General features: G+C 44.8%; 19 protein-coding genes. 8 read left to right on the top strand and 11 right to left on the bottom strand.

The window, feature by feature from the left end; all coding sequences use genetic code 11:
• Together BUE31_RS13405 and BUE31_RS13400 are read left to right on the top strand one after the other, a co-directional pair.
• The coding region (locus BUE31_RS13405) for an RHS repeat domain-containing protein (RefSeq protein WP_143167112.1) at positions 1-733 on the top strand (733 nt) is incomplete at its 5' end.
• A 398-nt stretch (positions 734-1,131) separates the two neighbouring features.
• Entirely contained in the window at positions 1,132-1,569 is a 438-nt protein-coding gene (locus BUE31_RS13400; protein WP_073404207.1) for a hypothetical protein, read from the top strand.
• Between the two features lie 316 nt (positions 1,570-1,885).
• Here BUE31_RS13400 and BUE31_RS13395 read toward each other — a convergent pair whose 3' ends face one another.
• Together BUE31_RS13395 and BUE31_RS13390 are read right to left on the bottom strand one after the other, a co-directional pair.
• Positions 1,886-3,892 (bottom strand): flavin monoamine oxidase family protein, encoded by a 2,007-nt coding sequence (locus tag BUE31_RS13395; RefSeq protein WP_073404205.1) that lies wholly within the window; start codon positions 3,890-3,892, stop codon positions 1,886-1,888.
• A 316-nt stretch (positions 3,893-4,208) separates the two neighbouring features.
• Positions 4,209-5,984 (bottom strand): alpha-keto acid decarboxylase family protein, encoded by a 1,776-nt coding sequence (locus BUE31_RS13390; protein ID WP_083619829.1) that lies wholly within the window; start codon positions 5,982-5,984, stop codon positions 4,209-4,211.
• Positions 5,985-6,309: 325 nt separating this feature from the next.
• Here BUE31_RS13390 and BUE31_RS13385 point away from each other — a divergent pair, with 325 nt between their 5' ends.
• Positions 6,310-6,717, top strand: coding sequence for a hypothetical protein (locus BUE31_RS13385; RefSeq protein WP_143167111.1), 408 nt, complete (start codon positions 6,310-6,312; stop codon positions 6,715-6,717).
• Positions 6,718-7,236: 519 nt separating this feature from the next.
• Entirely contained in the window at positions 7,237-7,713 is a 477-nt protein-coding gene (locus BUE31_RS13380) for a DoxX family protein (protein ID WP_073404201.1), read from the top strand.
• Between the two features lie 809 nt (positions 7,714-8,522).
• Here the strand turns inward: BUE31_RS13380 and BUE31_RS13375 are convergent.
• The 6 genes from BUE31_RS13375 to BUE31_RS13350 form a co-directional block, all read right to left on the bottom strand.
• Complete coding sequence (locus tag BUE31_RS13375; RefSeq protein ID WP_073404199.1) at positions 8,523-9,779, bottom strand: hypothetical protein; 1,257 nt, start codon at positions 9,777-9,779, stop codon at positions 8,523-8,525.
• A 10-nt stretch (positions 9,780-9,789) separates the two neighbouring features.
• Entirely contained in the window at positions 9,790-10,131 is a 342-nt protein-coding gene (locus tag BUE31_RS13370) for a hypothetical protein (RefSeq protein ID WP_073404197.1), read from the bottom strand.
• 436 nt (positions 10,132-10,567) lie between these two features.
• Positions 10,568-11,080, bottom strand: coding sequence for a glutathione peroxidase (locus BUE31_RS13365; protein WP_073404195.1), 513 nt, complete (start codon positions 11,078-11,080; stop codon positions 10,568-10,570).
• 99 nt (positions 11,081-11,179) lie between these two features.
• Positions 11,180-11,611 (bottom strand): rRNA maturation RNase YbeY, encoded by a 432-nt coding sequence (ybeY, locus tag BUE31_RS13360; RefSeq protein ID WP_073404193.1) that lies wholly within the window; start codon positions 11,609-11,611, stop codon positions 11,180-11,182.
• The gene (locus BUE31_RS13355) at positions 11,611-12,033 is read right to left on the bottom strand and encodes an ATP-binding protein (RefSeq protein WP_073404192.1); all 423 of its coding nucleotides are present in this window, start codon (positions 12,031-12,033) and stop codon (positions 11,611-11,613) included. Before BUE31_RS13355 ends, ybeY begins: the two co-directional genes overlap by 1 nt.
• A gap of 1 nt (position 12,034) precedes the next feature.
• Entirely contained in the window at positions 12,035-15,388 is a 3,354-nt protein-coding gene (locus BUE31_RS13350; protein ID WP_073404190.1) for a DUF4175 family protein, read from the bottom strand.
• A gap of 165 nt (positions 15,389-15,553) precedes the next feature.
• Here BUE31_RS13350 and BUE31_RS13345 point away from each other — a divergent pair, with 165 nt between their 5' ends.
• Entirely contained in the window at positions 15,554-18,091 is a 2,538-nt protein-coding gene (locus BUE31_RS13345) for a DUF3857 domain-containing protein (protein ID WP_073404188.1), read from the top strand.
• A gap of 90 nt (positions 18,092-18,181) precedes the next feature.
• On the opposite strand, the gene BUE31_RS13340 is transcribed toward BUE31_RS13345, so the two are convergent.
• Positions 18,182-19,978 (bottom strand): cytochrome-c peroxidase, encoded by a 1,797-nt coding sequence (locus BUE31_RS13340; protein WP_073404185.1) that lies wholly within the window; start codon positions 19,976-19,978, stop codon positions 18,182-18,184.
• Between the two features lie 280 nt (positions 19,979-20,258).
• Entirely contained in the window at positions 20,259-21,650 is a 1,392-nt protein-coding gene (locus tag BUE31_RS13335) for an alkaline phosphatase family protein (RefSeq protein ID WP_073404183.1), read from the bottom strand.
• A gap of 224 nt (positions 21,651-21,874) precedes the next feature.
• On the opposite strand from BUE31_RS13335, the gene BUE31_RS13330 reads away from it, so the two are divergent.
• Complete coding sequence (locus BUE31_RS13330; RefSeq protein WP_073404181.1) at positions 21,875-22,312, top strand: MarR family winged helix-turn-helix transcriptional regulator; 438 nt, start codon at positions 21,875-21,877, stop codon at positions 22,310-22,312.
• Between the two features lie 223 nt (positions 22,313-22,535).
• Entirely contained in the window at positions 22,536-23,816 is a 1,281-nt protein-coding gene (locus tag BUE31_RS13325; RefSeq protein ID WP_073404179.1) for an MFS transporter, read from the top strand.
• 142 nt (positions 23,817-23,958) lie between these two features.
• On the opposite strand, the gene BUE31_RS13320 is transcribed toward BUE31_RS13325, so the two are convergent.
• Entirely contained in the window at positions 23,959-24,522 is a 564-nt protein-coding gene (locus BUE31_RS13320) for a dihydrofolate reductase family protein (protein WP_073404177.1), read from the bottom strand.
• A gap of 118 nt (positions 24,523-24,640) precedes the next feature.
• Between BUE31_RS13320 and BUE31_RS13315 the strand changes: the two genes are divergently transcribed.
• The gene (locus tag BUE31_RS13315; RefSeq protein WP_073404175.1) at positions 24,641-25,621 is read left to right on the top strand and encodes a GlxA family transcriptional regulator; all 981 of its coding nucleotides are present in this window, start codon (positions 24,641-24,643) and stop codon (positions 25,619-25,621) included.
• Positions 25,622-25,636: the final 15 nt, after the last annotated feature.

The raw sequence follows: 25,636 nt of genomic DNA, 5'->3' as shown, positions 1-25,636 counted from the left end.
CGGCAGCCATACCTATGTGCATGATGTCAACGGAAACGTAAGAATCGATAACAGCAAGGGCATTACTATAGGCTATAACCTGCTCAACCTGCCGCAAAGCATAACAGGTGGCAAAACCATTACCTACACGTATGATGCAGCCGGAAATAAGCTGCGAAGGGTAAGCCCGGCAACCGGCAATACCGACTATATCAGTGGCATCCAGTATGACGGAACGACAACCCCGGCGTTGACCTTTATCCAGACCGAGGAAGGCAAGGCGGTACCAAACGGAGCAGGGTATGATTATCAGTATTACCTGGGCGATAACCTGGGCAATACGAGGGTAACCTTTGGTACAAAAACAGGCGCTGTGGTATCTTATCAAAATGATGACTACATGCCTTTTGGTATGGAAATAAACCGGAATGTATTAAACCCTAAAAATGAATATCTTTACAATAAGAAAGAGTTACAGGAGGAGTTAGGGCAGTATGATTATGGCGCGCGGTTCTACGATCCGGTAATTGCAAGATGGACGACGGTTGATCCGTTATCGGAGAAGTATCGAAGATGGTCACCATACAATTATGGAATTGATAATCCCATTAGATTTATTGATCCTGATGGGATGGGAGTAGATGACCCTAATAAACCAAAGCCAATATTATTGACAGTTGATAAAAAACCCCCGCTGCCGCAAGCGTGCCGCTTGTGGCCCGCGTTTAGGTGGCCATTAGGTAAAGCAGGATAGTGCTTATTACAACAAAATCATTTGATTTGTATGCAACAGCCGGACTTGAATTACTAAGTAAGCGGACTGCCTATCGGCTGATTACCAAGTAGCGGACCACAAGCGTCCCCTGCTTGTGGTCCGTAGGACAGGTAACCAACAAGCAAAGTAGCCTGCAGGACAAACAACCTGCAGGCTATTTTGCAATATAAAGTACAAACAAAAACTGTACTTTTAATCAATGAGCCGTAATTATAAATTACAGGAAGATTTATAGATTAAACAGTGGAACACTTAGCATACGGGCCACAAGCCGGGGACGCTTGCGGCAGCAGGGCCAAGTAGAGAACAAATGCAAGAGTTATATTCTAAGCACAAACTCAATACAATTGGTCAACCTATCGAAGAATAAAAAAATTATGAAAAATAATAAAGGAACTCTGTCAGTGCTAGTGATCCTTACAGGATTATTTCTTTCTTGCGGCAATAACAATCTACAACCCAAAGTATTAAACATTGTTCATTATAGATTGATGGTTAGTGATCCAAATAATCCCATTACGGTTGTTACCTTGTTACATGCTTATCCAATGAAAAAATTAAATAGCAGCAATCTGACTGCTGTAAATTTGTATGTTTGCAAGGGAGGTAATGGCAGAGATTCAATGTTTGTTTTCGATGTGAACAGGCCTCCTGGTAAACAGTACTTTGATGATGAGGGTCCGGGCTTCATTATCAATAAGAGTACCATTAAAGATATCAAGAGTCAATCGATAATAATAAATGTTCCTTCTAACTTTAGAATACCGAGTAACATCGAATATGTTTTTGCAAGAATAGATCGGACCGCTGATTAAATTTAACTTCAAGTAACCAACAGTTAAAGTAGCCTGCAGGACAAAGAACCTGCGGGCTATTTTCATATTACGCAACCAGGCATAAATGCACAGAACCTTCCTCCGGGTTAGGGATTGAAGCGGATACCGGCCACTTCGGGAGCCTCAGGGCAGGCCGCGCCTAAGGCCTGCAGGCGTATGAGCGTAAAGCCCGGCCGCAGGCAACCCCCGAAAAGCACTCATTCAACCGGGATCGGATCAATAAACTTAAATAAAAACAAAAAGCGGAGGTAACCACTAACCCCCGCTTTATTATAAGATCAGTACTGTTTTAAACTCAGCTGCACGGACAAATAAAAGGATATTCCGTATTATCAATAATGGGTTTTACACCAAAGAAATCATTCAGCACCGATTCTGCTGTACAAAAGGCGCCTTCAACCCAGGCCTGGTCGTTTGAGTAGGCTTCGCCTACAATAAAAATATTGGTGTCGGCACCTTTGATCAGTTGCGATGGCTTGCGGATCTTCTGCTGCACATCGCAGATATCATAATGCGCCGCATAGGCATGGTAGCCCGCGTTAAACGGCGGCAGCGACCAATCCATATACCGGGTTTCCAGCGGCTGGGGCACTGCGCTATAATCGGCATACGGACCAAAATGCACGGCGGCCAGTTGCTGACGCAGCATTTTTACCATCACCTCCGGAGCCTTACGCGGACCAACCAGTGGCTGATAGTTTTCCGAAAACGCCGTTTTCTCAACCGAATCGGTCGAGTATTCAAGCTCCTCCCAAAAGCTGGTGAACTGCTCGTCATCATAGCTGGCCAAAATACCATAAACCGGCTTGGCAGATTTATCGAGCGCATTATTGCCAAAATAAACCACCTGCCTTATGGGGGTATCTGTAACGCTTGGCCCTATAGTGTTGCGTTCGGCAGCGCTAAGCAGCTGGGTCTGCTGTGCTGGAGAAAGCGGCGCGCCTATGCACGTTTCAACATTGCTTATCAAAAGAGAGGCGGCAGCAAACGGGGTTTCCATGATCACCGGATTTTTGCTTTTTTCTATCTCAACCAGGTAAGGTTTCGGAAAGCCTTCGGCAGCCAGCGTTTTCAGCACATCGGTTGTTACTTCGTAGCTGATGATAGGAGCGGGGTAAGGCGGCGGAGTTACCACATTAGGCATCCACCACGGCGAATCAAAAAACATCCCCACCTTATAGGATGGCTGCAAAACGGCCGACTCTAAATACAATTGCACCTTCCGGTGGTTCAGCACATCAAGCCCTTTGTGATCCTCGTAACGGGTTGCCTGCGCTACCAAATCAAGCGGACCGCGGGGCATAGCCAGCCAGGCAGCCGAAGTGGTTTTTGTGGCCGATTTTTTATCTGGTTTCTCACGTGTGGCAATGCTGTAATGAATTACACCTTTAATTTCGAGGATTGAATGCAGGCGGGTGTTTGGGTGATACTCAAAATTAACGCCTTTGTGTTTGGCCAGCTTCACAATGGCGTCAAACAACGCATTGAACATGCTGGAATAACCGTGCGTAAGCGTTTTATATTCCGTGCCCGGCGTAAACTCGTTATTGGCCTGGAAAGCCACCGCCGAGTTCCAGTTGATCACATTGGAAGTATAGCCATTGCCGTCATTGGTATAATTATACCCCTCAGACCCAAGCTGATCAAACATCAAATTCCAGTAGCCTATATTTTTCAGCAGGTCACCTTTCTGGAAAACGGATGATGCGGGGGTATCGGCGGTAATGCGCCCGTCCTGGTAAAACTTGCACCACTCGGCCCGGGTTTGCGGGCCGGTATGTTCCGTAACCGCCAAATTTTCAACAATATTAAACCCATTATCAGGCGGCTGACTTGCACCGTCGTTCTTCACATTATACGGGGCCGGGTTAGTTTTGCTGATATCATTATAATACATGTTTTTGGTCCGCAAATAATACAACGGGTTGGTCGACTCATTAAACGGCACCGAATACTGATCAAGGTCAAGTTGTTTAATAACCGTGGTAACCAGGCGGTGGCCGCCGCTCATGGCCTCGTTTTTTCCATCCCACTCCGAGTAGCGCATACCGCCCAGTTCCAGGTACGAATTGCTTTTATTATCCTCATAATGCCAGGTACAAACCCGTGCACCGGCAGCGCGGGTACCCTTGTGCGCTTTCGAGAAATCGTACTGGCCCCAGTCGTACAGTTCGAGCGTGTCGCCCTTGTTAAGCAGTTTTGATTGGTCCTGTTCAACATTGGGTTCGCCATTCAGCAAACGCCATGCAGTGTAAAGCCCGGAAGCCCCGGCACCGAAAATAGAATAAGTTTTATTTTTCATTGGATTTAGGTTATGTATATGTTTAGTTTCTTTTAATTTTTACTCCTATTTATTTCTTCCTTTCCCCTCTTTGCGCAGCAGAGAGGGGTGCCCATCCGCTGGCTAGCGGAGTCGGCGGGGTGAGTCAACCCGCCATGCATTCGCGCTAATGCATTGTCGTTCATATCGGCCGTAGATCTTACTCACCCGGTCGACGCTGCGCTGGACCAGCCCTCTCTTCGCTGCGCGGAAAGAGGGCTAAAAAACTTTCAACAAACGCGAAGCTAAAGTCTCCCCAACCGGGGGAGATTTAGAGGGGGCTACATATACATGCTCCCTACTCCAGCCCCAGCCTTCGCATCTGCCCCGGCAGATCCTTCTCCGGGATTACCACCTGCACCAGCGTGGGCTTGGTGGATGGCGTTTTTAATTTCTCCAGTACCGCATTCAGCTCCTTTATGGTTTTCACGGTATGGCCCTCGGCGCCGAACGCTTTTGCCAGCGCCAGGTAATCCCACTTTGGCAAAATGTCGAAAGCGTCGAACTTGTGCTCTGGGCCCGGCTCAAACGAATCCATATCCACATACACCTGCTCAATGGCATACACGCCGTTGCTGATCACAAAGATCACCGCATTGAGGTTGTTGCGAGCCAACGTTGAAAGCGACTGGCAAACCATCATAAAGCCGCCGTCGCCGGCAACCGTCCAGGCGCGTTTGCCGCTGCCCAGCTGTGCGCCCGATGCCGCCCCGGTCTCGAACCCGATACACTGCCACGCCGCCGACGAGATAAAGCTGTTTTGCGCCAGTCCGTAAGCATTGGTAGCCACATACAGCGACGAGCTAACCCCATACGTCATCACGATCTCCTGCAGCAGGTTGTTATCCGTTAAAAACTTCATCGAGTGCTGGAAGAAACGGTTATAGGTAATGGTATCCGGCTTATCGTCCCAATGCGGGTCGGAGTTGGAGAGCCATGGCTCCGGGTATTTAGGTTGCGCGGGGGCCACTGTTGCCAGTGGGTAGCCCTTGGTAGCCTTAAAGCGTAGCAGCAATGCTTCCATAAAATCCTTCATGGTAACATTTTCATAAATAAAGTAGCCGGCCCTTATTTGCGTGGTGGTGGCCAGCACCATATCGGCATATTTGCTTTCAATAAAAACAAGGTAATCATCCGTAATAATGGTCCCCAGGGTTAAAAAGCAATCCGAAGCGGTAACCAGGTCCCTTACATGTTTTATGGATGCCGCGTCTGAATAGGTGCCGATAAACTTATCGCCCCCTTCGTCAAGCACCGTTTTGCCCAGGCTGGTGGTGGTGTATAAATAGCCGCTGGCATCAATCAGCTCTTGCAGCAAACCGGAAAGGCCGTGCCGCAGCACTTCCACACCGGCAAATATCATTGGCTTTTTGGCAGCGCTTAGCTGTGCCCAGGCCTGCGCCACCGCGTTTTGAAGCGCCAGCGGATCACTCTTGGGAACCCGCGGCCTTAAAACCTCGTTCGGCGGCGGGGGACAAGGCTCGCCCCAAACTTCTTTATAACAGGCAATATAGACCGGTTTTTTATGGGTGATGGCCGCAATCAGCAAATTATCTATCGCCTCGGCTGCGCCAACCGAAGTGCTCAGCGTTATGGCCGCAACCGTAACGTGCGAATACACCTCCTGGTCGGCTTGCAGGTTGCCGGTTGAGTGGTGGTAAAGCACATTATACATGCTCCCGATCTGTCGCGCATCCGCACCAGGGCAAGCGCTGATCACCACCACCGGGCTCAGCTCAACATAGGCCCCAGCAATGGCATTAAGCGCGCTGAACGTGCTCACCCCATATTGCAGCGAAACGGCCCCCAGTCCGCGGGTACGCCCGTAGGCATCAGCGGCATAGGCAGCGTCCAGCTCATTAACGGCGCCGATGGCGGTAACTCCGTCGAAATACTCCAGCGCCTGCGTAAAATGCTTCACATAATCGCCGGGGATCTGGAACACTTCCGTAACATTAAGCTGTTTTAAGCGGGTTAAAAGGTAATCGGCAACGGTAAAAGGCTGGGCCTGTTTTTCATTTAAAGCGGCTTTGGTAATAGGGCTCTCATGAAACCGCAGATTTTGGTTCGACATAGGATTAGGTTATTAATTAGTAGAATACTAAGCATAAAGCTATAACATTCTTTTGATTTTAAAAAGAGGAATTTTAACTATTATTTTAATGGGGGGGGAGTTCATGGATGATGGTTCATAGTTCATCGCCGGAGGGTGGGAAGTCGATGGTCCATGGGAGGAAGGGGATTGTACTTTGTCATTTTCACCTGCCCACTGCCTACCCGGAACTGCCCACTTTTTTAAAAGCGGGCATCCGTTTAAAAAAACAGGGCATTGGTTGAAATCCGCATTTTATTTGTATCACCTGGCTGATTTCCGGCGTAACGGTAAAAAACTAAATTATATGAAAAAGATCTCCATCTTAATACTGTCAGTAATGATACTGGCGAGCGCCTGCAAAAAAGAAAAAAAGGCTCCTCAACTAACCGGAACCTACACCGGGTCGTTCAGTGAAACAACCCCTAGTGTTATACAGCAACCCCCTACATTATTCGCAGTGCAATTAATTATTTCAGGCAATAATTTCCAGTCGGGGCAGGGCACTGCTTATCTTACGGTGGGGGCAGGTACCGTACAGACAAGCACAAGCGTTTTAAATTTTACCGATACGGAAGCCTTCCCCGACAATACATCAATTAATTCGTCGGCAGCTTTGAGCAATAGTTATAATTATACCGTCAAGGGCGATAGCCTGTTGTTTAGCAAAACGGTATTAAATGTGGCGTATACTTATAAACTTAAAAAGCAGTGATGGGGATGGATGTAATGCAAACAAGCTATACTTGTATTATAGTATAGTTTTACGTTGCTGTTCACAGTGGAACAACGTGAACAGGGTGAAACAGCGAAAGGTCACCACCGCGTGCTAAAAAGCTTGTTTCTGCATTAACAGCACACTTTTTGTCTTATTTGCTGTCCTAAAAAATGTGAAAAGTACAGACAAACTGGTGTCAGTGTTTTTTGAAAAAAATTGCTTATGCTTCTGCATCGAAGCAAGAGGAGCCATTGCGCTTAGCGGAGGTCATACCCGCGTTCGGGGAATCGCGCTTAAAATCAAAAAAAGCTTCTGATAAGCAACCAAGCCTCTTGCACGGCAACTTTTGCTATACAATAACAACCGGGTCATTAATTTGCGCAACTCAAACGCCGTTTCTTCCCAATAAATCCAAAACAGCCTATTTCCAGTAACAACATCCCAATTTCCTCCCTACCCCTGTAAGGTTCCTCCCCCAATCCCGACTAACCCCCAACAACCATATATTTCATACGCATGATCATTGAAACATTTTCAATAACCAGGAAAAATTACCGGCAGGTGGGGCCATTGTTGCTGCGCTTAATAATTGGCTTTGGGTTTATGGCGCACGGAGGGGCAAAATTGAGCCGCGGTACCGCCGGATTCGAAAAATTGCTGGCGCAGACAGGGGTCCCGTTTGCGCACATCAGCTCGTGGATCGTCCCCCTCACAGAACTCCTCGGCGGACTGGCAATGTTTTTAGGCCTGTTTGTAAGCATCACCGCCATCCCGCTTATAATAGTAATGCTGTCGGCAATGCTCACGGTGCAGATCAATTATGGCTTCAGCGCTATAAAAACCATCGGCTTAACCCCGCACGGCCCCCTGTTCGGTCCCCCGGGCTACGAGATCAACCTCCTCTACATAGCCGGATTGATCTCACTGATCCTCACTGGCGGCGGTGTTTTTTCGCTGGATGCTTTGATTGTAAAGAAAAAGGCGGGGAAATAATGGCGAAGTTCAAGGCGCAGAAAGCCTATGTGGCACGCGCTCCAATGTCCTTAATTTTAACTTAAGGTTTTTTTGCCCTCCTTACCGCTTGCAGAAGGGAGGGCGGTCCAGCGCAGCGTTGACCGGGTGGGTGAAATATGCGCGCGGCGTTAACGCAAATGCATTGGCGCCAATGCATGGCGGCGTGGACTCACCCCGGCATTGCTTCGCTCGCCGACCCTCACTTTGCTGCGCATAAAGAGGGAAAAGGTAGTTCTTCTTTATTTATTTCACCTACCCCGCTTGCATGACGAACGCCCGTCTTGTGAGGTGCTGAAATAAATTCAGCATGACATACTTTTTATGCCCTTTCACTTCAAATCACCAACATTCGCAAATGGACCCAATCGAAGAACCAACCCCTAATCGAACCAAAAACAAAAGCGGGCAAAGGCACGACAGAAAAGCGGGCCGGGGAGTCTGGCCTGCGGGGGAAAGCTTTTTTCTGTCTTGATGTTATTCGTATGTTGTTTGTTTTTTTAAGGCACTCATTATCTCGCCATGCTCGGTCTTTGGTCCTTTTTTGTATCAAGACAAAAAAGAACTAAGCCTCCGCGGCTATGAGCGGGAAGATGCTTAAGTTCTAAGAGGTAATATAGCTTCGAAGTAACCCGCGATAACCTAAAGACATAGGGGAGATTCTGCGTGCATCCGGTTACATACCACAAACATTTTAAGCATAGCGCATACCTGTCCTGTGGGGTGCTGATCCGACCAGTTGGCGGACAGCATGACGTGGTTATTGCTCCTTACAACTTCTCCCAACCCCCTTAACGACTCAACCCCCTTGCAGACCCCAACCCAATCATATAATTAACCGCTGCAATCAGGTTGCCGCTTTTAACCACCGTATTATCAAAGTTTTTACCATAGGTAAATGATAAATTCTGATTCTTCCCCACCTTATAATTCAGCGAAAAATCATACTTATCCGTCCTCGACGGGGTGGAGACATGATTGCCTGTGTAGTTGGCATTGCTGTAAAATGGCAGTCGGTTAATATACTCGGCCGAAAGGGTAAGCTTATCGGTAAAATCTTTATACAGACGCAGGCCCAGGTCAAGGTCGCCAACGTCAATATCTTTTACCACCTGGTTAAGGTCGTTTTTGTAAAAGCGGTTAAAGTTGGCGGCATATCGCACTAAAAACATAACGTTGCTCCCGTTCTGCTCCTCATAGCCAAAAGTAAGCCAGGTAGCAAACTTCGAAAGGTACGAATGGTTAAACGAGCTATCCGGGAAATCTAAAACAGTACCCGCCGCCCAATCCATCGAAAACCCGTAACGCCTGAACGATGTTTGATTTGAAAGCTGGCTTAGCTGAGTAACATAAACCTTGTTCTTTGTGCTGTCGTTTTTATGGATCAGCGCCAGTGCTTTTGTGTTCTGCGCATCAACCATTGATTGTATGGCTTTCGCTATGGCGGCCGCTTTGTCCGGATCGCTGGTTACAGATTGTAACCGCAGTTTCCTTAACTGATTGATGGCAGCGGTGTCGGCATTCCTTAAGCTATCCCTGATTTTTTTACTGCTTTCGGTGTATTGGGTAAGAACTTTGGTAACGGTTGAATCCCATTTAGTAAATTCCTTCCCAACCTTACCTCTCAGGATAGAAAATTTAACAGAAATGCCGATCTGCCTGAATTCAGACGAATCTTTAGCAGACTTTGCTGTTGTTGAGCCCAATGAAAAAACGAATGTCTGTTTAATGTTGTTGCCCACATTTTTATTATCAATAAATTGCTCAAAGCTGCTTTTTCCGCCAAAAACCCAAAAAGGGGCAATTTCCAGGGCGTAGCTTTTGGGCACGGTAGAAAGGTTATTGCTGGCATTGGCCACCGAGATGGCGAAGTCGGTAGGGTTTTTTGGGCGTTCAATGTCACTTGGCGAGATCCCAAGCAAGTTGAATGCCGGCGAAGACGGTGCCCTCAACTGATCGAAGTTTACCACCGTATCTTTTTGTTGTGCAAAAGCGGGTGCTGCTCCCGCAACTAAAAGGAGAAATAAAAGTAGATGTTTAAGTTTCATTTTAGTCAATTTAAAACATTATGTAGGTCATTAGATGCGAAATAGGATCCCCTGCCGCATCAAAGTCCTGGTCGTCAGAATCAGGTACATCCGGCCCGGAACCTTTCAAAGTATAATCAACCTCGGAGTTGCCTGCGGGTGTTACTTTCATTGCGGTAGTAGTAACATTTACAGTAGTACCTGCAAGGCTGGCATTGGTTCCAATCTGAAGATTGTTAAAATTACTCTGGATGGCCGGGAGTTCTGCTCCGTCAATATCTATAATTGTCGTAATACGTTGTCCGCAAACTTCGTTAACTGAAAGCGTGATCGGTGTTGCGCTCCCGTCTGTAAAAATTGTTCTTGAGGGCATAGGTAATTATTTGTAACAGGTTTGGTGGTCAATTAATTACTAAAGTAGTAAAATAAATAGAGTTCATCAAATTCTTTAAAGTTTATCAGCAGGCATAAAAAAGCGGGGCTAGTGCGATTCTGAACCTGGGAGGTGTAAGGATAACACAAATTTGATTCTCCCCAAAGGCTTTGTAGCCCCCTCTAAATCTCCCCCAGTAGGGGAGACTTTAGCTTCGCCCACGTTTGTTTTTTCAAGTCCTCCCAACCGGGGAGGATTTAGGTGGGGCTACTGGACGTTGTCATGTGGTTAATTATAACCAACGTTCTCTTAGCTTTTGATTCTTCCGAATACTAGTAGTGATAACACCAACCAAGGCATAAATTTTTTATTGGCAGGTATAAAAAAAGGCTTCCGGATAACTCCGGAAGCCTTTAAATAAGTTCAATTCCCCTAATTACAAATACTTTGTAATATCAGCAGATAACGGAGTTGTAGCAGAGCGGAAACGGTGGATCAGGTTACCATTCTCGTCAATCAAAAATTTCTCAAAATTCCATTTGATCTCGCCTGTAAAATCAGGGTTTGGTGTTTCTGTTAAGTACTTAAACAGCGGATCAATGTCATCACCTTTAACGCTAACTTTTTCGCTGAGCGGGAAAGTAACACCATAGTTCTTTTCGCAAAATGTTTTGATCTCAGAATTTGCACCTGGTTCCTGCTGACCAAAATTATTGGCCGGGAAACCTACAACAACCAGCTTGTCTTTGTACTGATCGGCCAGTTTCTGTAATTCTTTGTATTGTGGGGTAAAGCCGCATTTTGAAGCGGTGTTAACTACCAGTACTTTTTTCCCTTTGTATTTAGCCAGGGAAAAAGCTTGTCCGTCAATTGATTTAAGTTTAAAATCATAAACCGATTTTGGCGCGGTGACAAACATAAAAACAAAAATTAAAGCAAGTATTTTCATGATATTAAAAAATTGGTTTTAGTGTATAAGAATATACGGATGTTTTTAAAAACGCGTTGCCTTTCAACCAAATTTAAAAATTGTATATCCAAAGTAAAATTAGCTAATAAAGCTTCTCTTATTCAAATAGAAATCTTCTTTTAATGTCATTTTTTTCTTGTCGGGGGCAGATTTATCGGTGTAGCCCAGCAGGTGCAGTGCGCCGTGGATGATCACGCGGTGCAGCTCGTCAGCCTCTGTCTTGCTAAATTTAAGTGCGTTTTCGCGGATGCGGTCGATAGAAATAAAAATATCGCCAATAATGGTATTAGCGATCTCTGAATTATCAAATGTTATAATATCGGTATACGTATCATGATCCAGGTACTGCTGGTTTATTTGCAGCAGGTAACTGTCTGAGCAAAAAACATAGGTAAGCTCCTTTAGCTTATACCCTTCGGACTGTATGGTTTCGGTGATCCACTGCCTTACAGCTGTTTTGTTTTTTAATTTATAGGTGATGTCTTCTTCAAAAAATTGGATAGCCGGCATTAGATCTTAAAGTGAAGTTCAACTTCATTTCCTTTGGTGTTAAATATGCATTGGTCTGCCAGGTGTTTTAAAATAAACACACCGCGGCCGGTAAGGTTCTCCAGGTTTTCGGGAGCTGTTGGGTCAGGCAGGTTGTTATAGTCAAAGCCATTGCCTTCGTCAGTAACTGTCCATATAATGCGGCGGCCTTCAACATCGGCGTTCACAATAACTTTTTTACTTTCGTCAAGCTTGTTGCCGTGGGTAATAGCATTGTTGGCGGCTTCGCTAAGGCATGTCATCATGTTAGCGAAGGTGTCTTCACTTATGTTGTGTTTATCGGCAATCTCTTCTATCAAATTCTCCAGCAAAGTTATGCTTTCTTGTTTTGAAGGAAGCTGTAAAGTGTACAGTTCACTTGCTTGAACATTTGATTGGTCCATGTCATTTTGCGTTGAGTAGATCAAAGTATGATTTTATTTTTGATTTATAATAAAAATTTAATTCGGGCGGAACGGTCCGCACCTGTTCTGTTTGTTTTTCTTTGGCCTGCTGGTATTCCTGCAATGCTTTTATATATCCCGGAGGAACATCTTTGCCCGCTTTGCTTTCGCGCTGCTGATCCTGTTCCCGCTCCTGTTCTGCCTTTTCAGCCTCTAATAACCGGGTCTGAATTTGCTGCTGCCGCTTAATGGCATCCTCCGTTATTCTCCTGTTTACGAGATCACGCTCAGTTTGTTCCATTTCTTTCGAAATTTTATCCAAATTCCCTAAACCGCCCGTTCCGTCCTTGTTTTCTTCGCGGTTTATTTGCTGTAACGCCTCCCTGATCTGTTGTTGCTGACGGGCTAATTTAGCTAATTGTTCGCTCATATTACCATTACTACCATTATTTCCATTTTGGCCCTTTCCCTTGTTTCCCCCCATGCTTCCTTGCTGCATTTGCTCCCTTGCCTTCTGCATATTTTGGTTTAGCTGCTGCTGCATTTTAGCCAGTTGGGATACTGATTGCTGCTTTCCTTTCCCTTTACCGCTCTTTCCTTTTTTCTGCATATTCTGCAGCTGGTCAAGCGCTTCGCTTAGCAGCAGGGCCAGGTTATTCATGCTGGTCATGGCATATTGCTGGTTTCGAGTGGCTTCTGCCGTGCGCCTGTCGCCCAGGTTTTCAAGGGCCTCGTCAATGTGGCTGTTTATGCAGGTAACCTCCGTGTTAACCGTGCTCTGGATCTGTGGAATGCGCCTGCTCAAAGCATACAAACTGTCTTCCGCTGTTTTCAGGTTATCCTTTATGTTTTTTTGATCCTGCGCCAGTTTAATATAGTTCGGATCTGTCGGATTCGTCGTTTTCAGCGTCTGCATCACCCTCTCTTGTTCAAATGAACTATTAACCAGGTTTTTTAACAATTCGCGTAATTGCTGCGCATCAACCGCATTCTCGCTCTCTTGCCCCTCCGATTCCTTTTGCTGCATTTTATCAGCCAGCTGCTTCATTTCTTTAGCGGCCTGCTTTTGCGGTTGCGCTGCTTTTTTCGTGTCGTTCTTTTTCAGCTCATCGCTGCTTTTTTCCATTTGCTGCTCAATGCTTTGTTCTTCCTTCTTTGGATCCTCAAACGGTTGTTTATGTTCGGCCTGTTCGTTTGTTTTTTGCAGGTCGTCCAATGATTTTTTAATATCCTGGAAATCATTGTTCAGCTTTTGTTGCTCTTTTTGCAATCCCTGCTTATCGGCATTTGGCTGCTGCCCCTGGTCCGACAGTTTTTGCTGCCGATCCGCCAGTTTATTAAGCTGGTCAACATTCTGATTCAGCTTTTGTTCAAAGTCCAGCTTTTTATAAAGCTCCAGCATGCGGTCCAGCTCCTTTTTTAACGATTTGTTGTCGCCCTGCATTTTCTGCAACTCGTCTCTTGTACCTTCTTTTTGCTCCTGCTCCATCATTTCCTGCAGGCGCTGCAGCATTTCCTGCGTTTTAGGGTCAAGAACGTTGCTCAACAGCTGGTCCATTTGCTTTTGCTTGTCGGTAAGGTCCTTGTCCTGTTGCTGGTTTTCCTGGCGATTGTACTGGTTCTTTTTGTTATCTGCCTGTACCTCTTTTACCAGGTCGTTCAGGTCTTTACGTTTTTGTAAGAGGTCTTCAATCTGTTTTTTCTCATCAAACGAGAGCGTGTTTTTATTCAGCAGCAGCTGGTTAAGCTTTTGCGAATCCTTTTCTATCTGCCCCGCTAATTTAATTGCCGATTCCATTTTTTGTTTGATGGCCTGCGTGCCGGCATTCAGTTGCTCGTTCAGCTCCTTAGCATCCGGAATGTTCAGCGTCCGCTCCGGCGACCGCACCTTTTTCGGCCCGTTCACCTCATCATTATCCGCAATCTCAAAATAATAAGTAACCTGGTCGCCGGGTTTTATGCCCAGGTCTTTCAGGTTCCAAAAGTAAAAGAAGTCGGCTTGTGTCTGCGCCAAGTCGGCTTTAACCGGCTTGCTATAATTTTTCACATTTGCCTTATCCCCGGGCGCCCCAACCGCATAATGAAAGGTCAAAGCCGAAAACCCATGATCATCCTGGATGCGCCCGTTAAAATAAAGTGTTTTCAAGCTTACCGAGTCCTGTTTTTCTTGTACCAGGATGGATGGCATTTCATCCGTGATCACATTAACGCGATAGCTGGCCGAGTCGCTGTGGTTTACCTGCGTATTTACGGGCGTTATTTTATAGATGCTGTTTTTAATGATCTTTTCCCTGTGTTCAAATACATCAGGCACGGTTGAAGTTACGCTGCCGCCTGCGCCATTCATGTTAAACAACAGTGCCGTTGCATTTTGGGTATGCAGGCTCCAGGTAACAAAAGTACCTGCGGGGATGGTTAAATCGCCTGCATTTTTTAAAGTTTCATTTTTTTTATGCAGATAAGCCGGGTAATTCAAAGCCACATCAAAATGCAGCAACGCCGGGCGCAGGTTAACCTTTATTTCATATGGCGCTGATGTAAAGCCATTGGCTGTTAATTTAAAGGCGGTGTTTTGCTGCAGGTTAGTAAACAGGTAATGAAATTTGGTGATATTTTCTTTATCCAGCTTAAAAGTGGTGTTGGCAGTTTCAACATACACATCGGCAGGCAGCTTATCACCCTCAAGCCTCAAGTCCAGCTTCAGATCCTCACCCTGCACAACCGACAATGTTTTATTTTGGACGATAAAGCTAAACGGTGCAATGGGCACAAAATACTCATTATGCCTGATGAGCCTTTTGGTGCTTTCAGTTAAAATGGATGGCGCTGCAAAAGCAATAATGCAGATCACCCCGGCCGGGAACAAGATCCACTTTAAATATTTACGGTTCTCCTTCAGGTTTATGGCCGATGGAAAACTAACAGGTTTTAAAGTTTCTATTTTTTGGTTGATGCTGGCTTCAATAAGCGCCCGGTGCTGCACATCTTCGCCCGCCTGTTTTTTAAGCTGAAGGGTATTCAGCAGCTTATCATGCACATCGTTAAAATGCTTGCCGATAATTTCAGCAGCCTCATCATGCGTTAAAGATTTACCCAGCTTAAGCCAGGCTAATAAAGATGGGATGATCAGCCAGGCAATCAGCCCAATATTCAGTACTATAAATAAATAAAACAGCAACGTGCGGAAAAGAATATTAAAGTTTCCGAAATATTCGCTCAGGGTGATCACCACATAGGCCGAGAAGATGCCTGCGCCCAAAAATATCAATCCCCGCAAAAAGTTATTGAAATAGTATTTCCGGATAAAGATGTTGATCTTATCTATTAAGAGCTCATAATTATCGGTAGTGTTCATATTCCCACACAATATAGCGTATTAAACGAAAATACTGCAAATATCATATGAAACCAGGATTTTTTAGATTTGAAAAACATGATGACAGTTTTTTAATCATTAAAAAGCGAAAGGTATCCCTAAAATCGCACTAAATTCACAATCTTTTTTTACATTCATCTCCAAATGCAAAAGCCTCTTATCCCCGTAATTAATTTCCTGTTTGGCCTGTTTATTATTGCTTTTAACTGTGCAAACGCACAAACCAACGCACCTGTTATTCATAAAAGCCCTAAACCGGCATGGATTTCGGGATGCAAACCTTATGATAAAAAACCGCCGGAAAGAAATATCCGCAACGGGGCCTATGGCGAGCTTGTTGAGGAGCAGGTTAACGTAGAAGAAAAAGCAACCTACAATCATATTATTACTGCTATAGTTTCAGAATCGGGTGTACAAAGCAACTCCGAAGTTTCCGTAAGTTTCGATCCTTCTTTTGAAAGACTGGATTTTCATGAACTAACGGTATGGCGCAATAACAAGCCGCAAAACCGGCTAAATTTAACCGCGTTTAAAATGCTGCCGGATGAAAGCGAGCTCGACAAATTTATTTACAACGGCACCTATTCAGCAAAATATATCCTGCCCGATATCCGCAAAGGCGACCGGATAGAATATTCATATACCGTTACGGGCAGAAACCCCATCTTCAATGATAAATTTGCCCGGAGCATTTATTTCCAGGGATCTGACCTTATCGTGCATCAATACACCACGCTGCTGTTCTCGGCCGAAAGGAGCATGAATATCAAATGCTATAACCTGCTGTCGCAACCTAAAGTATCGGTTGCCGCTGGGCTCAAACGCTATGAGTGGGAAGATTTCCAGGTGCCTGGCATCTCAACAAATAAATTACAGCCAAAATGGGTTAACCAGTATGCACATGCGCAGATCAGCGAATATAACAACTGGCGAGAGGTAATTGATTGGGGGCTAAAAATAAACCCAATCCAAACCTCATTTACCAGCGAGCTGGCAGATAGCGTTACAAACCTGCAAAAGCAATACGGAAATAATAAAGAGAAGTTTTTTAGGGCTGCAGTAATGCTGGTACAGGACGAGGTTAGGTATATGGGCATTGAAACCGGCCCGTATTCGCACAAAGCCAATACGCCTGCTAAAGTGTTTAAACAACGCTATGGCGATTGTAAAGATAAAGCGCTGTTGCTGGCCTCCATCCTGAATGCAGGTGGAATTGAGGCGCACATGGCGTTATTGAATACCGATCTGCTTGATAAAATAGATGGATATATTCCCTCACCCTCAATATTTGATCATGCCGTGGTAGTTGCTATCGTAAATGGAAAACAAGTATGGGTTGATGCCACCATGTCAAACCAACGGGGAAAAGGAACCGATCTTTATTTTCCGCCTTATCTTAAAGCCCTGGTTTTAAAGGCAGGCGGCAATAGCCTTACAGCTATAAAACAATCAAAAACCGGCAAAGCAACCATTGTTGAAAAATACGATATCAAAGATGAATCTGCCGTGGTTAAATTTAAAGTTACTTCAACATATACACTTGACAGGGCAGATGATATAAGAGATGAAATTGCTTCAACAGGGATAGCCCAGCTAGAGAAAGGCTACCTGGAGTATTACTCAAAAACCTATAACAAAATTGAAGCAGCAGATTCGATCATTATAAAAGACGATCAATCAAAAAATGAGCTTACTACTATTGAAAGCTATAAGATAACCAATTTTTTTAAACGCGATTCCGTTAACAGGAAGTATACGGCTGATTTTTATGCAGATGATATCTCGCGCCAGTTGCCAGACGTAAATGGCCAGGTAAACACCCCGGTTTCAGTAACGTATCCATACAACACGGACTATACCGTTAAAATTAACCTGCCGTATGGCTGGGATATGAACAATGGACATGATGAGATCAGCCGGGATGCATATAAATTTATTGGTGATAAAACAGTTTCGGGTACCGACCTCACTTTACGATACCGGTTTACTTACCTTAGAAATTATATTCCCATAAACCAACTATCAGATTTTAAAAAGGATGTTAAAGATCTGAAAAATGATAAGCTCGAGTTCAGCTTTTATTACATTCCTGATCTTAAGAAAGTACCGTTCCGGCTAAATTATTTAATGCTGATAATTACTATAATTATAGGTTGCGGTTTTGCTTATGGCGGATTAAAGATCTTTAAAAAAGAGACAACGCAGCTCCAATATTTAACACAAGCCCCTGCACTGGGCGGCTGGCTTATTTGGCTTGTTATCGTGTTGATCTCAACCGCGCTGGGCATTATAAATTATTTAGTAGATGAGGGTTTTTACAGCACAAGCCACTGGGATTCTATTAATACCGGCACGGTTAGCAAAATGCACAAGGCTTTCCTGGTATTTGATGTAACAGGATATATCTCGCTTATATGCTTTTCTGTTTTCTGCATGGTGCTTATGTTCAAAAAAAGAGATATTACCCCGCACTATATAAAAATGTATTATGTGTTTATGGTTGCATTCCTTTTTTTGGAGTACTTCTTTAACGCATTTGTTCAAAATGATTTCTCAAATCATGGAGTTAAGCAAATTATAAAGGCAGTAATTGTTGCCGCTATCTGGACCTATTATTTAAATGTATCCACCCGCGTAAAACAAACATTTATAGTGCCATACAAGGCAGGGGAAATTATTTAAATATAACGCCCGACGCTTTTTTTGAACCATGATTATTAGGATTAAGGGATTACCCTGATCAAAGCATCAGAAAATCCCCCAAATCCCGGTTCACTTACTATCCAAGCTCTTAATAAACGCAATCACTTCCGCACTTTCCTTATCGGTTAAGTTCAGCTTGTCAGCAGCCAGCGTCTGGTTATCAACTTTATAGCCTAAACCGGCGCCTCCGCCTTTATTATAAAAATCCATCACCTGCTGCAAGGTGGTAAATACGCCGTTATGCATATATGGCGCGGTGCGTGCGGCATTGCGTACCGTGGTTATTTTGAAAGCGTGTTTAAAAGCGTTTATCTTTAATTGGTTATACCTGCCCATATCGGTATCAATTGCAGCTTTTGTAGTAGTTTGCGGCACGCCAATAACCTCGCTTTCAATCAGCACGTACCTCGGCGGGAACGACCCGTTAAAAAGCGGCATATAATGGCAGGTGGCACATTTGGCTTTCCCCATAAACAGGTTAAAGCCATTAATTTCCTGCTGGTTCATGGCGGTTTTATTTCCCCGCATATACTCGTCAAAGCGGCTGTTAAGTAAAGTTAAGCTGCGCACATAGGAACCAAGGGCATTCATTACCTCAAGCGTATCTATGCCGGTCCTGTTCTTTTTCTGAAAAGCCGCCGAAAACAGCGCCCGATAACCCTTGTTTTGCCAAAGGCCGTTAACAGCCACAGCCATAGAGCCATGCATTTCCTCCTTGTTTTGTACAACGCTTATCGCCTGGTCTTCTAACGTTTTGGCGCGGAGGTCGTAAAACTGCGATGCCTGTAATGCCGCATTTATTAAAGTAGGTGTGTTCCTTCTAAGCAATTGTTTACTGCCAATCATTGTGTTTTTCACCATTCCGTCCGTAAATGCTTTTTCAGGCTGATGACAGGACTGGCAGCTCCTTTTATTATCTCCCGACAGGATAGGATCTGCAAAAAGAACCCGCCCCAAAGCCACCTTTTTCTCCGTCGAAAAGCTTTCCGGATCAGGTGCATAAGCGTTCACGTTAAAGGCATCCCTATCGAAAAGGGTTTTGGCATCCTGGTTAAGTAAACGGTTATACCTGGTGATTTGGATCTTTAATTTTTGCTCAAGGTTAGTAATGCTTGTGGTAATAGGGTTGCCAAATTGCGTAATAAAGGCAGCCCTGTCAAAAGCGTTAAAATTGGTGTTGTTTTTTAGATAATGTGTTGCCGCATCAATCTCCCCCGGCAAATTTTCATCACCAACTTTACCTTCATACCAGGCAAGGGCCTCTTTTACACCCGCTAAGCTTACCACCGCTTCCTGCATGCTTTTCAGGGTAAACGGGTTGTCAAAGCCCGTGAGCCCCAATGCCAGGATCCGGAAAACTTCTAACTTTGCGGCATCAAATACTTGCCAGTCTAAAATATCAATATTGGCATAATAGGTTTTAAATTTGTCGCACCCATCCTGTAATAATGCAAGCTGGCGGGTCAATTCTTTTTTATTATCGATGTTGTATTTTGGAAACAGCAAGCCTTCAATAACCTGTAAACCCGCAGGCTCAAATACCTGTCCGCTTACCATTTCAACCTCCTGCACCGGTGGCCCGTTCACAAACCGGGCTACCGCCGGGTTAAAATATTCGGCAGCCCACTCAAATTTTTTATAGGCAAGCCGCAGTTGCAAAAATTGATGCTGTAGTTCTTTTTCATTGACACGGCCGCTTTGCGCTGTAATCAGCAGTTTATTCTTAACTGCCGAGAAGCTGTCAATTTGAGTCAGCAGTGTTTGTGCAATTACCTTCTCTGGCGTTGCGTTAATAGGTTTGCAGGCGTAAAACGTATAACCTGTAATGGCAAAGATCAAAAGGGGTATAAAAATAAATTTCCTCATTAATTAATAATTTGTCTTCCTTCCTTTCTTCCGGCTTGCGGAAGGGAGGGTGGTCCCTCCGCTGGCTAGCTGAGTCGACCGGGTTGGTAAAATCTGCGCGCGATATTCACGCCCGGGTCTTCTCGTCATTTCCGATGGTCTCCCCTGTATATTCTTTACTCAAACACTTTAACAGAAAGCTGAAGCTTCAAAAAATAAACAAAGGGAGAAGCCCTTCAGCTCTCCCCTTTATTCGTGTTAATAAAAATGTTGCCTGTTGGTTAGCAGGCTATGAAAAGGTTTAAAAATTAAAAGCGTTGGTAAGCGGATTGGCGTTTTTATCACGATCAGCAAGCGGGGTTAAGCCCCATCTTTTCTCGATAAACGAAAGGATCCCCACGGTTTCATATTGCGTATGATCAACATAACCCTTTTTTGCAAAAGGAGAGATGATGATAGCCGGAACACGGGTGCCTGGGCCCCATTTTTTATCAATAGCCGGTGGCGCTACGTGATCCCAGAAACCGCCGTTTTCATCATAGGTAATAATTATTACGGCATCTTTGCCATTTGGTCCGCTCAAAACATCATTTATTAATTCCACAGTATGGTTTTCACCAGTTGCCAGGGCTGCATACCCCGGGTGCTCATTGTTAATACCCAACGGCTTAATAAATGATACAGCCGGAAGGCTGCCAGCTTTTGCTGCAGCTATAAATTCAGTTTCGTCTTTTAAATGATCTTTTTTGCCTTGTGTTCCATCGGCATATTTGGCATAATAGGCAAATGGCTGGTGATGAAACTGGAAGGTTGGATCGGGATGACCCGCAATAGCATCATTCCAGCCACCTGAATACCATGCCCATGAAATATTCTTGTCGCTTAGTCTGTCGCCAATGGTTGGATTAGTTTGGTTAGGAATAAGGTTAGCCGGATATGCGCTACTTGAAGGGTTTGTACTTGCAGCAGGGTGAGGTATATTAACACTATAGCTGGTATTTACAACAAAGCCATCAGGGGTAACAAAGCCATCGGAGGTCACAACACCGTTTGCGTCAACTTGTGCAACTACGTTGGGTGCCTTTGGTGCATTAGGAAAAGTAGGACTTGCAGCAGCAATAAGCCACTGGTGATTTAAGAATGAACCACCGAATGCGCTATGGAAGAAGTTATCGCAAAGCACATATTGCTGGGCCATTGGCAATAAGGGCAATAAACTGGTTTTATAATAACCCTGTGATAATCCTGCTGAATTACTGTTATATGCCGCATATTTGTCCATTTTACCGCCATCAATCTGCATTTGCTCCTGGTAATAACGGTGCAAAACATCCGGTGTTTCCTGGTCGGCGGGGATGTACTGATCTATATTGAAATAATTATTGGCCAGGTTGGTTGGGAATGCGCTTGTGCCCGGAATGGCCGGCAATGAAGCATAGGCGTTACCCGTAGCATCAACCTGTGTAGTATTGGCGGCGGTAGCATTTGATAAGCCGTTTGCGCCTGTAAATTGTCCATAAAGGTTATCAAAGCTGTGGTTCTCCAGGTAAATAACCACCACGTGATTTACCTTATTAATTCCCGGCTCATTTTTATCGTTCTTTTTACAACCGGCAAAGGTTGAGCCTATCAGCGCTGCAATAGTGAGCGCCGCGAAGGAGTTTGTTTTTAAAGAAAGCAGATTACGTTTCATAAGGGGATAGTTTTTTACCTGTATAATATTTACTGTAAAAAACGCATATCAGCATAAACAGAATATTATTAGGGAGTGATGGTTTTGTTAACCTTACGTTATCTAACGCTACATTAAATTAAACAAAAGGAAACAATTACGCTAATATGATAATACACCATTTCTTAAAAGAATAAATGTCTATACCTTTGTAAGGCAAACTTATTAGTTTAACTTACTATAAAATGAACGATAATAACGATATTCAATTTGCTTCAGACCTGCGGAACGTAATAACCCGGTTGATAAAAAAGCTCCGTAAGGAATCGCCAACCGGCTCACAGCTTTCGTTAACCGAGCGTTCAACCATGGCCTTACTTTATCAAAATAAAGAAATGCTGCCCAGTGAGCTTGCCGCAGCTGAGATGATCACCAATCAATCCATGTCGCAGGTGCTTAACCACTTGTCTGAATTGGGCTACATCATCCGCAGGGCATCAACAACCGATAAAAGAAAAGTAAATATCTCCCTTTCTGAACATGGCGAAAGCACGCTGCTGCAATTCCGTCACGAGCGGGATGAGTGGCTGGCAAATGCAATAGCAAAAGCCTGCGCACCGGATGAACAGGAAGTGTTAAGGAAGGTAATAGCACCTTTGAATAAGGTGGTTGATTTGAAGTGATATCAACGTTAATGATTACCCGGGCGTCATTGCGAGGAACGAAGCAAACGTTGCACTAGCAAATCATGAACCAGAATGTGATGTGACAATCAAACAGCCTGCAGATTCGAGGCTCCGGGTAACTATTCTTCATGATTGTCCTTAGCAGAGGCTGCTTCGTTCCTCGCAATGACAGGTTTAGAATAAAAGTAAAGCGCAACGAAGCAGAAAAAAGATTTAATTAATGACAACACAAACAATAAAATCATTCAGAACATTCAGGGCTTTTAAAAGCCGCAACTACCGTTTATATTTCGCAGGGCAATCCGTTTCACTCATAGGGACATGGATGCAAAAAACCGCTGTTAGCTGGGTAATTTATTCGCTAACGCATTCAACCTTTATGCTGGGTCTAACCCTGTTCGCCAGCCTGTTCCCGTCTTTTTTATTTTCATTGATCGGCGGTGTAGTGTCTGACAGGTATAACCGATACCGCGTATTGCTAACCACACAAGTAGCCTCATTGATCCAGGCTGTGCTGCTGGCTATTTTAATATTAATGAAACACTATGCAGTTTGGGAGATCATTAGCCTCAGTGTAGTGCTTGGTATCATCAATGCTTTCGACGTACCCGCCAGGCAATCGCTGGTTTATGAAATGGTGGAGGATAAAAACGATCTGCCAAATGCCCTTGCGCTCAATTCATCAATGGTAAACCTGTCGCGCATAGTAGGTCCGGCCCTTGCCGGGATCGTGCTGGAGAGCCTGGGCGATGGGGTCTGTTTTTTACTGAACGCCCTGAGCTTTGTTGCGGTTATTGCATCGCTGTTGATGATGAAGCTGCCCAAATACTTAAAAAAGGAGCATAAGAAAAACGTATTTGGCGAGCTTAAAGAGGGGATGGCCTATATAAAACGAACCCCGTCAATTGCATTTGTATTAATTATGCTGGCGCTTATCAGCTTAATGGTATTGCCGTTCAGCACCCTGATCCCTTATTATGCAAAAGATGTTTTTAACGGAACGGCATCCACCTTTGGCATTATTGACAGCTTTATAGGGCTTGGGGCTTTTTCAGGAGCCATCTTCCTGGCATCGCAAAAAGCTGGGGCCAACTTAAAAAAGATCCTTTTCATCAACACAATAGTATTTGGCATCGGACTTATCCTGTTTTCGCATGAGCATAGTTATCCTCTTGCGCTTGCTTTTGTCACCCTTGCGGGTTTTGGGATGATGTCGCAAATAACGGTAAGCAATACCCTGATCCAAACCACAGTTGAACCCGATATGCGCGGCAGGGTGATCAGCTTTTATGCCATGGCCTTTTTCGGCATGCAGCCTTTGGGTGGCCTGCTCGTCGGTATTATTTCAAAATGGATCGGCCCGGCAGATACGTTAATGTTTGAGGGTATTGCCGCATTGCTGATAGGTTTATTGCACTGGCGTTACCTTCACCGCGAAAAATTAAAACGTGAACAAGACATGGTATTAAAAGCAGAAGAACACCCGATGCAGACGGTGTGATGGGTTGCTCCTCCGCTAGCGAACGCGTGCCGCGTGTGCACGTAGACAAGTCACCAATATTCCTCCGATTAACATTCCAGTACCCTGCACGCGGAGCACATGCGACACGCGTGCGCTAGCGAAATGATTTTTTCCTGAATAATTACCCAACCTTTTGATAATGTAAGATCACAACACCTGATTTTAATTGAGTTGCTGCAACAAACCTTAATGGTTGCCTGGCGTCCAGGCCGATCTTATCAAAAAGGCGCACGCTGCCACTACCGGCTATCACTGGCTGGATGCAGAAATAATACTCGTCCACGAGATTTAATGTGGTCATCGCGGCAACCAGTCCGGGGCTGCCGATGCTCAGCAGGTCTTTGGTGTTGTCCTGTTTTTTCCGGCTGATCTGGTCCGGATTAATAGCCTCAGCGATACTGGAATTGCTCCAGGTAGTTGATTCAAGTTTGGAAGAATAGGCGATCTTAGGGATACCACCCAATGCTTTGGCCATTTTAACCTGCGATGCTGCCGATCCTTCTTTTTCCAATATAGCCGGCCAGATCTGCTGGAAGAGTTCAAATGTATTTTTGCCAAACGCTACGCTGTATGCGTTAGCTAACAGGCCGTGTACGAATTCATGAAATTCGGCATCGGCGATAACATATTGACTGTCTACAAAGCCATCTGGCGTGGTGTTGATTAAACTGATTACTTTTCCCATTTGATTTTCTGTTTTAATGTTGCAGTAGCAAACCTACTTGTTGTATTCGACCTGTGTGGGGTGCACATTTAACAATTTAAGGGGTTGTTTGTGCAGCTGGATCGCTGTAACTTGCACTATGAAACAGGTGACATTTTTAATGGCAGATGGTGTACTCAAGCCCAGCTGCCTGTTTGGAGCGATAGAGGTTTTCCAGAAAGCAAACGAGTTTTATGAAAACAAAGGGCAGCGACCGTTCTATGACATCCGGCTCGCAGGCGTAAACCTGCAGCAAAAATTACTCAATACTTTGTTTTCAATCCAGGGTTTGCAGGATCTTGCGGAGATTAAAAAAACAGACGTGATCATTTTACCGAGTTTTGATACGCGGGATGATTTCGCCATTAACAGCAGCCGGGAAGCTTTGGAATGGGTTACCGCACAATATAAAGAGGGCGCGGAAGTAGCCAGCTTATGTACCGGTGCGTTCCTGTTAGCGGCTACAGGATTATTGAAGGGGCAATCCTGCTCAACCCATTGGAAAGCGGAAGGTCATTTTCGCAACCTTTTCCCCGAACTGAACCTAACCACCAATAAGATCATTACCGATCATAAGGGGATTTATACCGCTGGAGGTGCAGTTTCCAGTCTGAACCTCATCCTTTACCTGGTTGAAAAATATAACGGTCGGGAAGTGGCGCTGTATTGCGCAAAGGTGTTGCAGATAGATATCGAACGAAACTCGCAATCGCCTTTTATTGTTTTTGAGGGATTGAAAGAGCATCCCGACGATGAGATCAGGTTGGTGCAGGACTACATCGAGAATCATATTGAAGAAAAAGTAACCGTTGACTTCCTTGCCGACCGTTGCGCAATGAACCGGATCAATTTTTCGCGGCGCTTTAAAAGAGCAACGAAGATCTCGCCTGTCGACTATATCCAGCGCGTTAAAATGGAGGCGGCCAAAAGGGGCCTGGAGTCGGGCAGGAAAAACATTAACGAGGTGATGTATGGTGTTGGCTATACAGATGTTAAAGCCTTTCGTACGATCTTTAAAAAGGTGGCGGGGATCACCCCGTTAGAATATCGGAGCAAATTCAGCCAGGCCGCTTTGTTATAATGCACAATCTATCCC

This window comes from Mucilaginibacter sp. OK098 (assembly GCF_900142915.1).
GTDB lineage: Bacteria > Bacteroidota > Bacteroidia > Sphingobacteriales > Sphingobacteriaceae > Mucilaginibacter.
The sequence above is the reverse complement of the archived record's forward strand: the minus strand, read 5'-3'. Positions and strand labels throughout refer to the sequence as shown.

Excerpts from the sequence above, each read along its gene's own strand:
- BUE31_RS13400 (WP_073404207.1), top strand. The coding sequence starts at position 1,132 with ATGAAAAATAATAAAGGAACTCTGTCAGTGCTAGTGATCCTTACAGGA.
- BUE31_RS13395 (WP_073404205.1), bottom strand. The coding sequence starts at position 3,892 with ATGAAAAATAAAACTTATTCTATTTTCGGTGCCGGGGCTTCCGGGCTT.
- BUE31_RS13390 (WP_083619829.1), bottom strand. The coding sequence starts at position 5,984 with ATGTCGAACCAAAATCTGCGGTTTCATGAGAGCCCTATTACCAAAGCC.
- BUE31_RS13385 (WP_143167111.1), top strand. The coding sequence starts at position 6,310 with ATGAAAAAGATCTCCATCTTAATACTGTCAGTAATGATACTGGCGAGC.
- BUE31_RS13380 (WP_073404201.1), top strand. The coding sequence starts at position 7,237 with ATGATCATTGAAACATTTTCAATAACCAGGAAAAATTACCGGCAGGTG.
- BUE31_RS13375 (WP_073404199.1), bottom strand. The coding sequence starts at position 9,779 with ATGAAACTTAAACATCTACTTTTATTTCTCCTTTTAGTTGCGGGAGCA.
- BUE31_RS13370 (WP_073404197.1), bottom strand. The coding sequence starts at position 10,131 with ATGCCCTCAAGAACAATTTTTACAGACGGGAGCGCAACACCGATCACG.
- BUE31_RS13365 (WP_073404195.1), bottom strand. The coding sequence starts at position 11,080 with ATGAAAATACTTGCTTTAATTTTTGTTTTTATGTTTGTCACCGCGCCA.
- ybeY (WP_073404193.1), bottom strand. The coding sequence starts at position 11,611 with ATGCCGGCTATCCAATTTTTTGAAGAAGACATCACCTATAAATTAAAA.
- BUE31_RS13355 (WP_073404192.1), bottom strand. The coding sequence starts at position 12,033 with ATGGACCAATCAAATGTTCAAGCAAGTGAACTGTACACTTTACAGCTT.
- BUE31_RS13350 (WP_073404190.1), bottom strand. The coding sequence starts at position 15,388 with ATGAACACTACCGATAATTATGAGCTCTTAATAGATAAGATCAACATC.
- BUE31_RS13345 (WP_073404188.1), top strand. The coding sequence starts at position 15,554 with ATGCAAAAGCCTCTTATCCCCGTAATTAATTTCCTGTTTGGCCTGTTT.
- BUE31_RS13340 (WP_073404185.1), bottom strand. The coding sequence starts at position 19,978 with ATGAGGAAATTTATTTTTATACCCCTTTTGATCTTTGCCATTACAGGT.
- BUE31_RS13335 (WP_073404183.1), bottom strand. The coding sequence starts at position 21,650 with ATGAAACGTAATCTGCTTTCTTTAAAAACAAACTCCTTCGCGGCGCTC.
- BUE31_RS13330 (WP_073404181.1), top strand. The coding sequence starts at position 21,875 with ATGAACGATAATAACGATATTCAATTTGCTTCAGACCTGCGGAACGTA.
- BUE31_RS13325 (WP_073404179.1), top strand. The coding sequence starts at position 22,536 with ATGACAACACAAACAATAAAATCATTCAGAACATTCAGGGCTTTTAAA.
- BUE31_RS13320 (WP_073404177.1), bottom strand. The coding sequence starts at position 24,522 with ATGGGAAAAGTAATCAGTTTAATCAACACCACGCCAGATGGCTTTGTA.
- BUE31_RS13315 (WP_073404175.1), top strand. The coding sequence starts at position 24,641 with ATGAAACAGGTGACATTTTTAATGGCAGATGGTGTACTCAAGCCCAGC.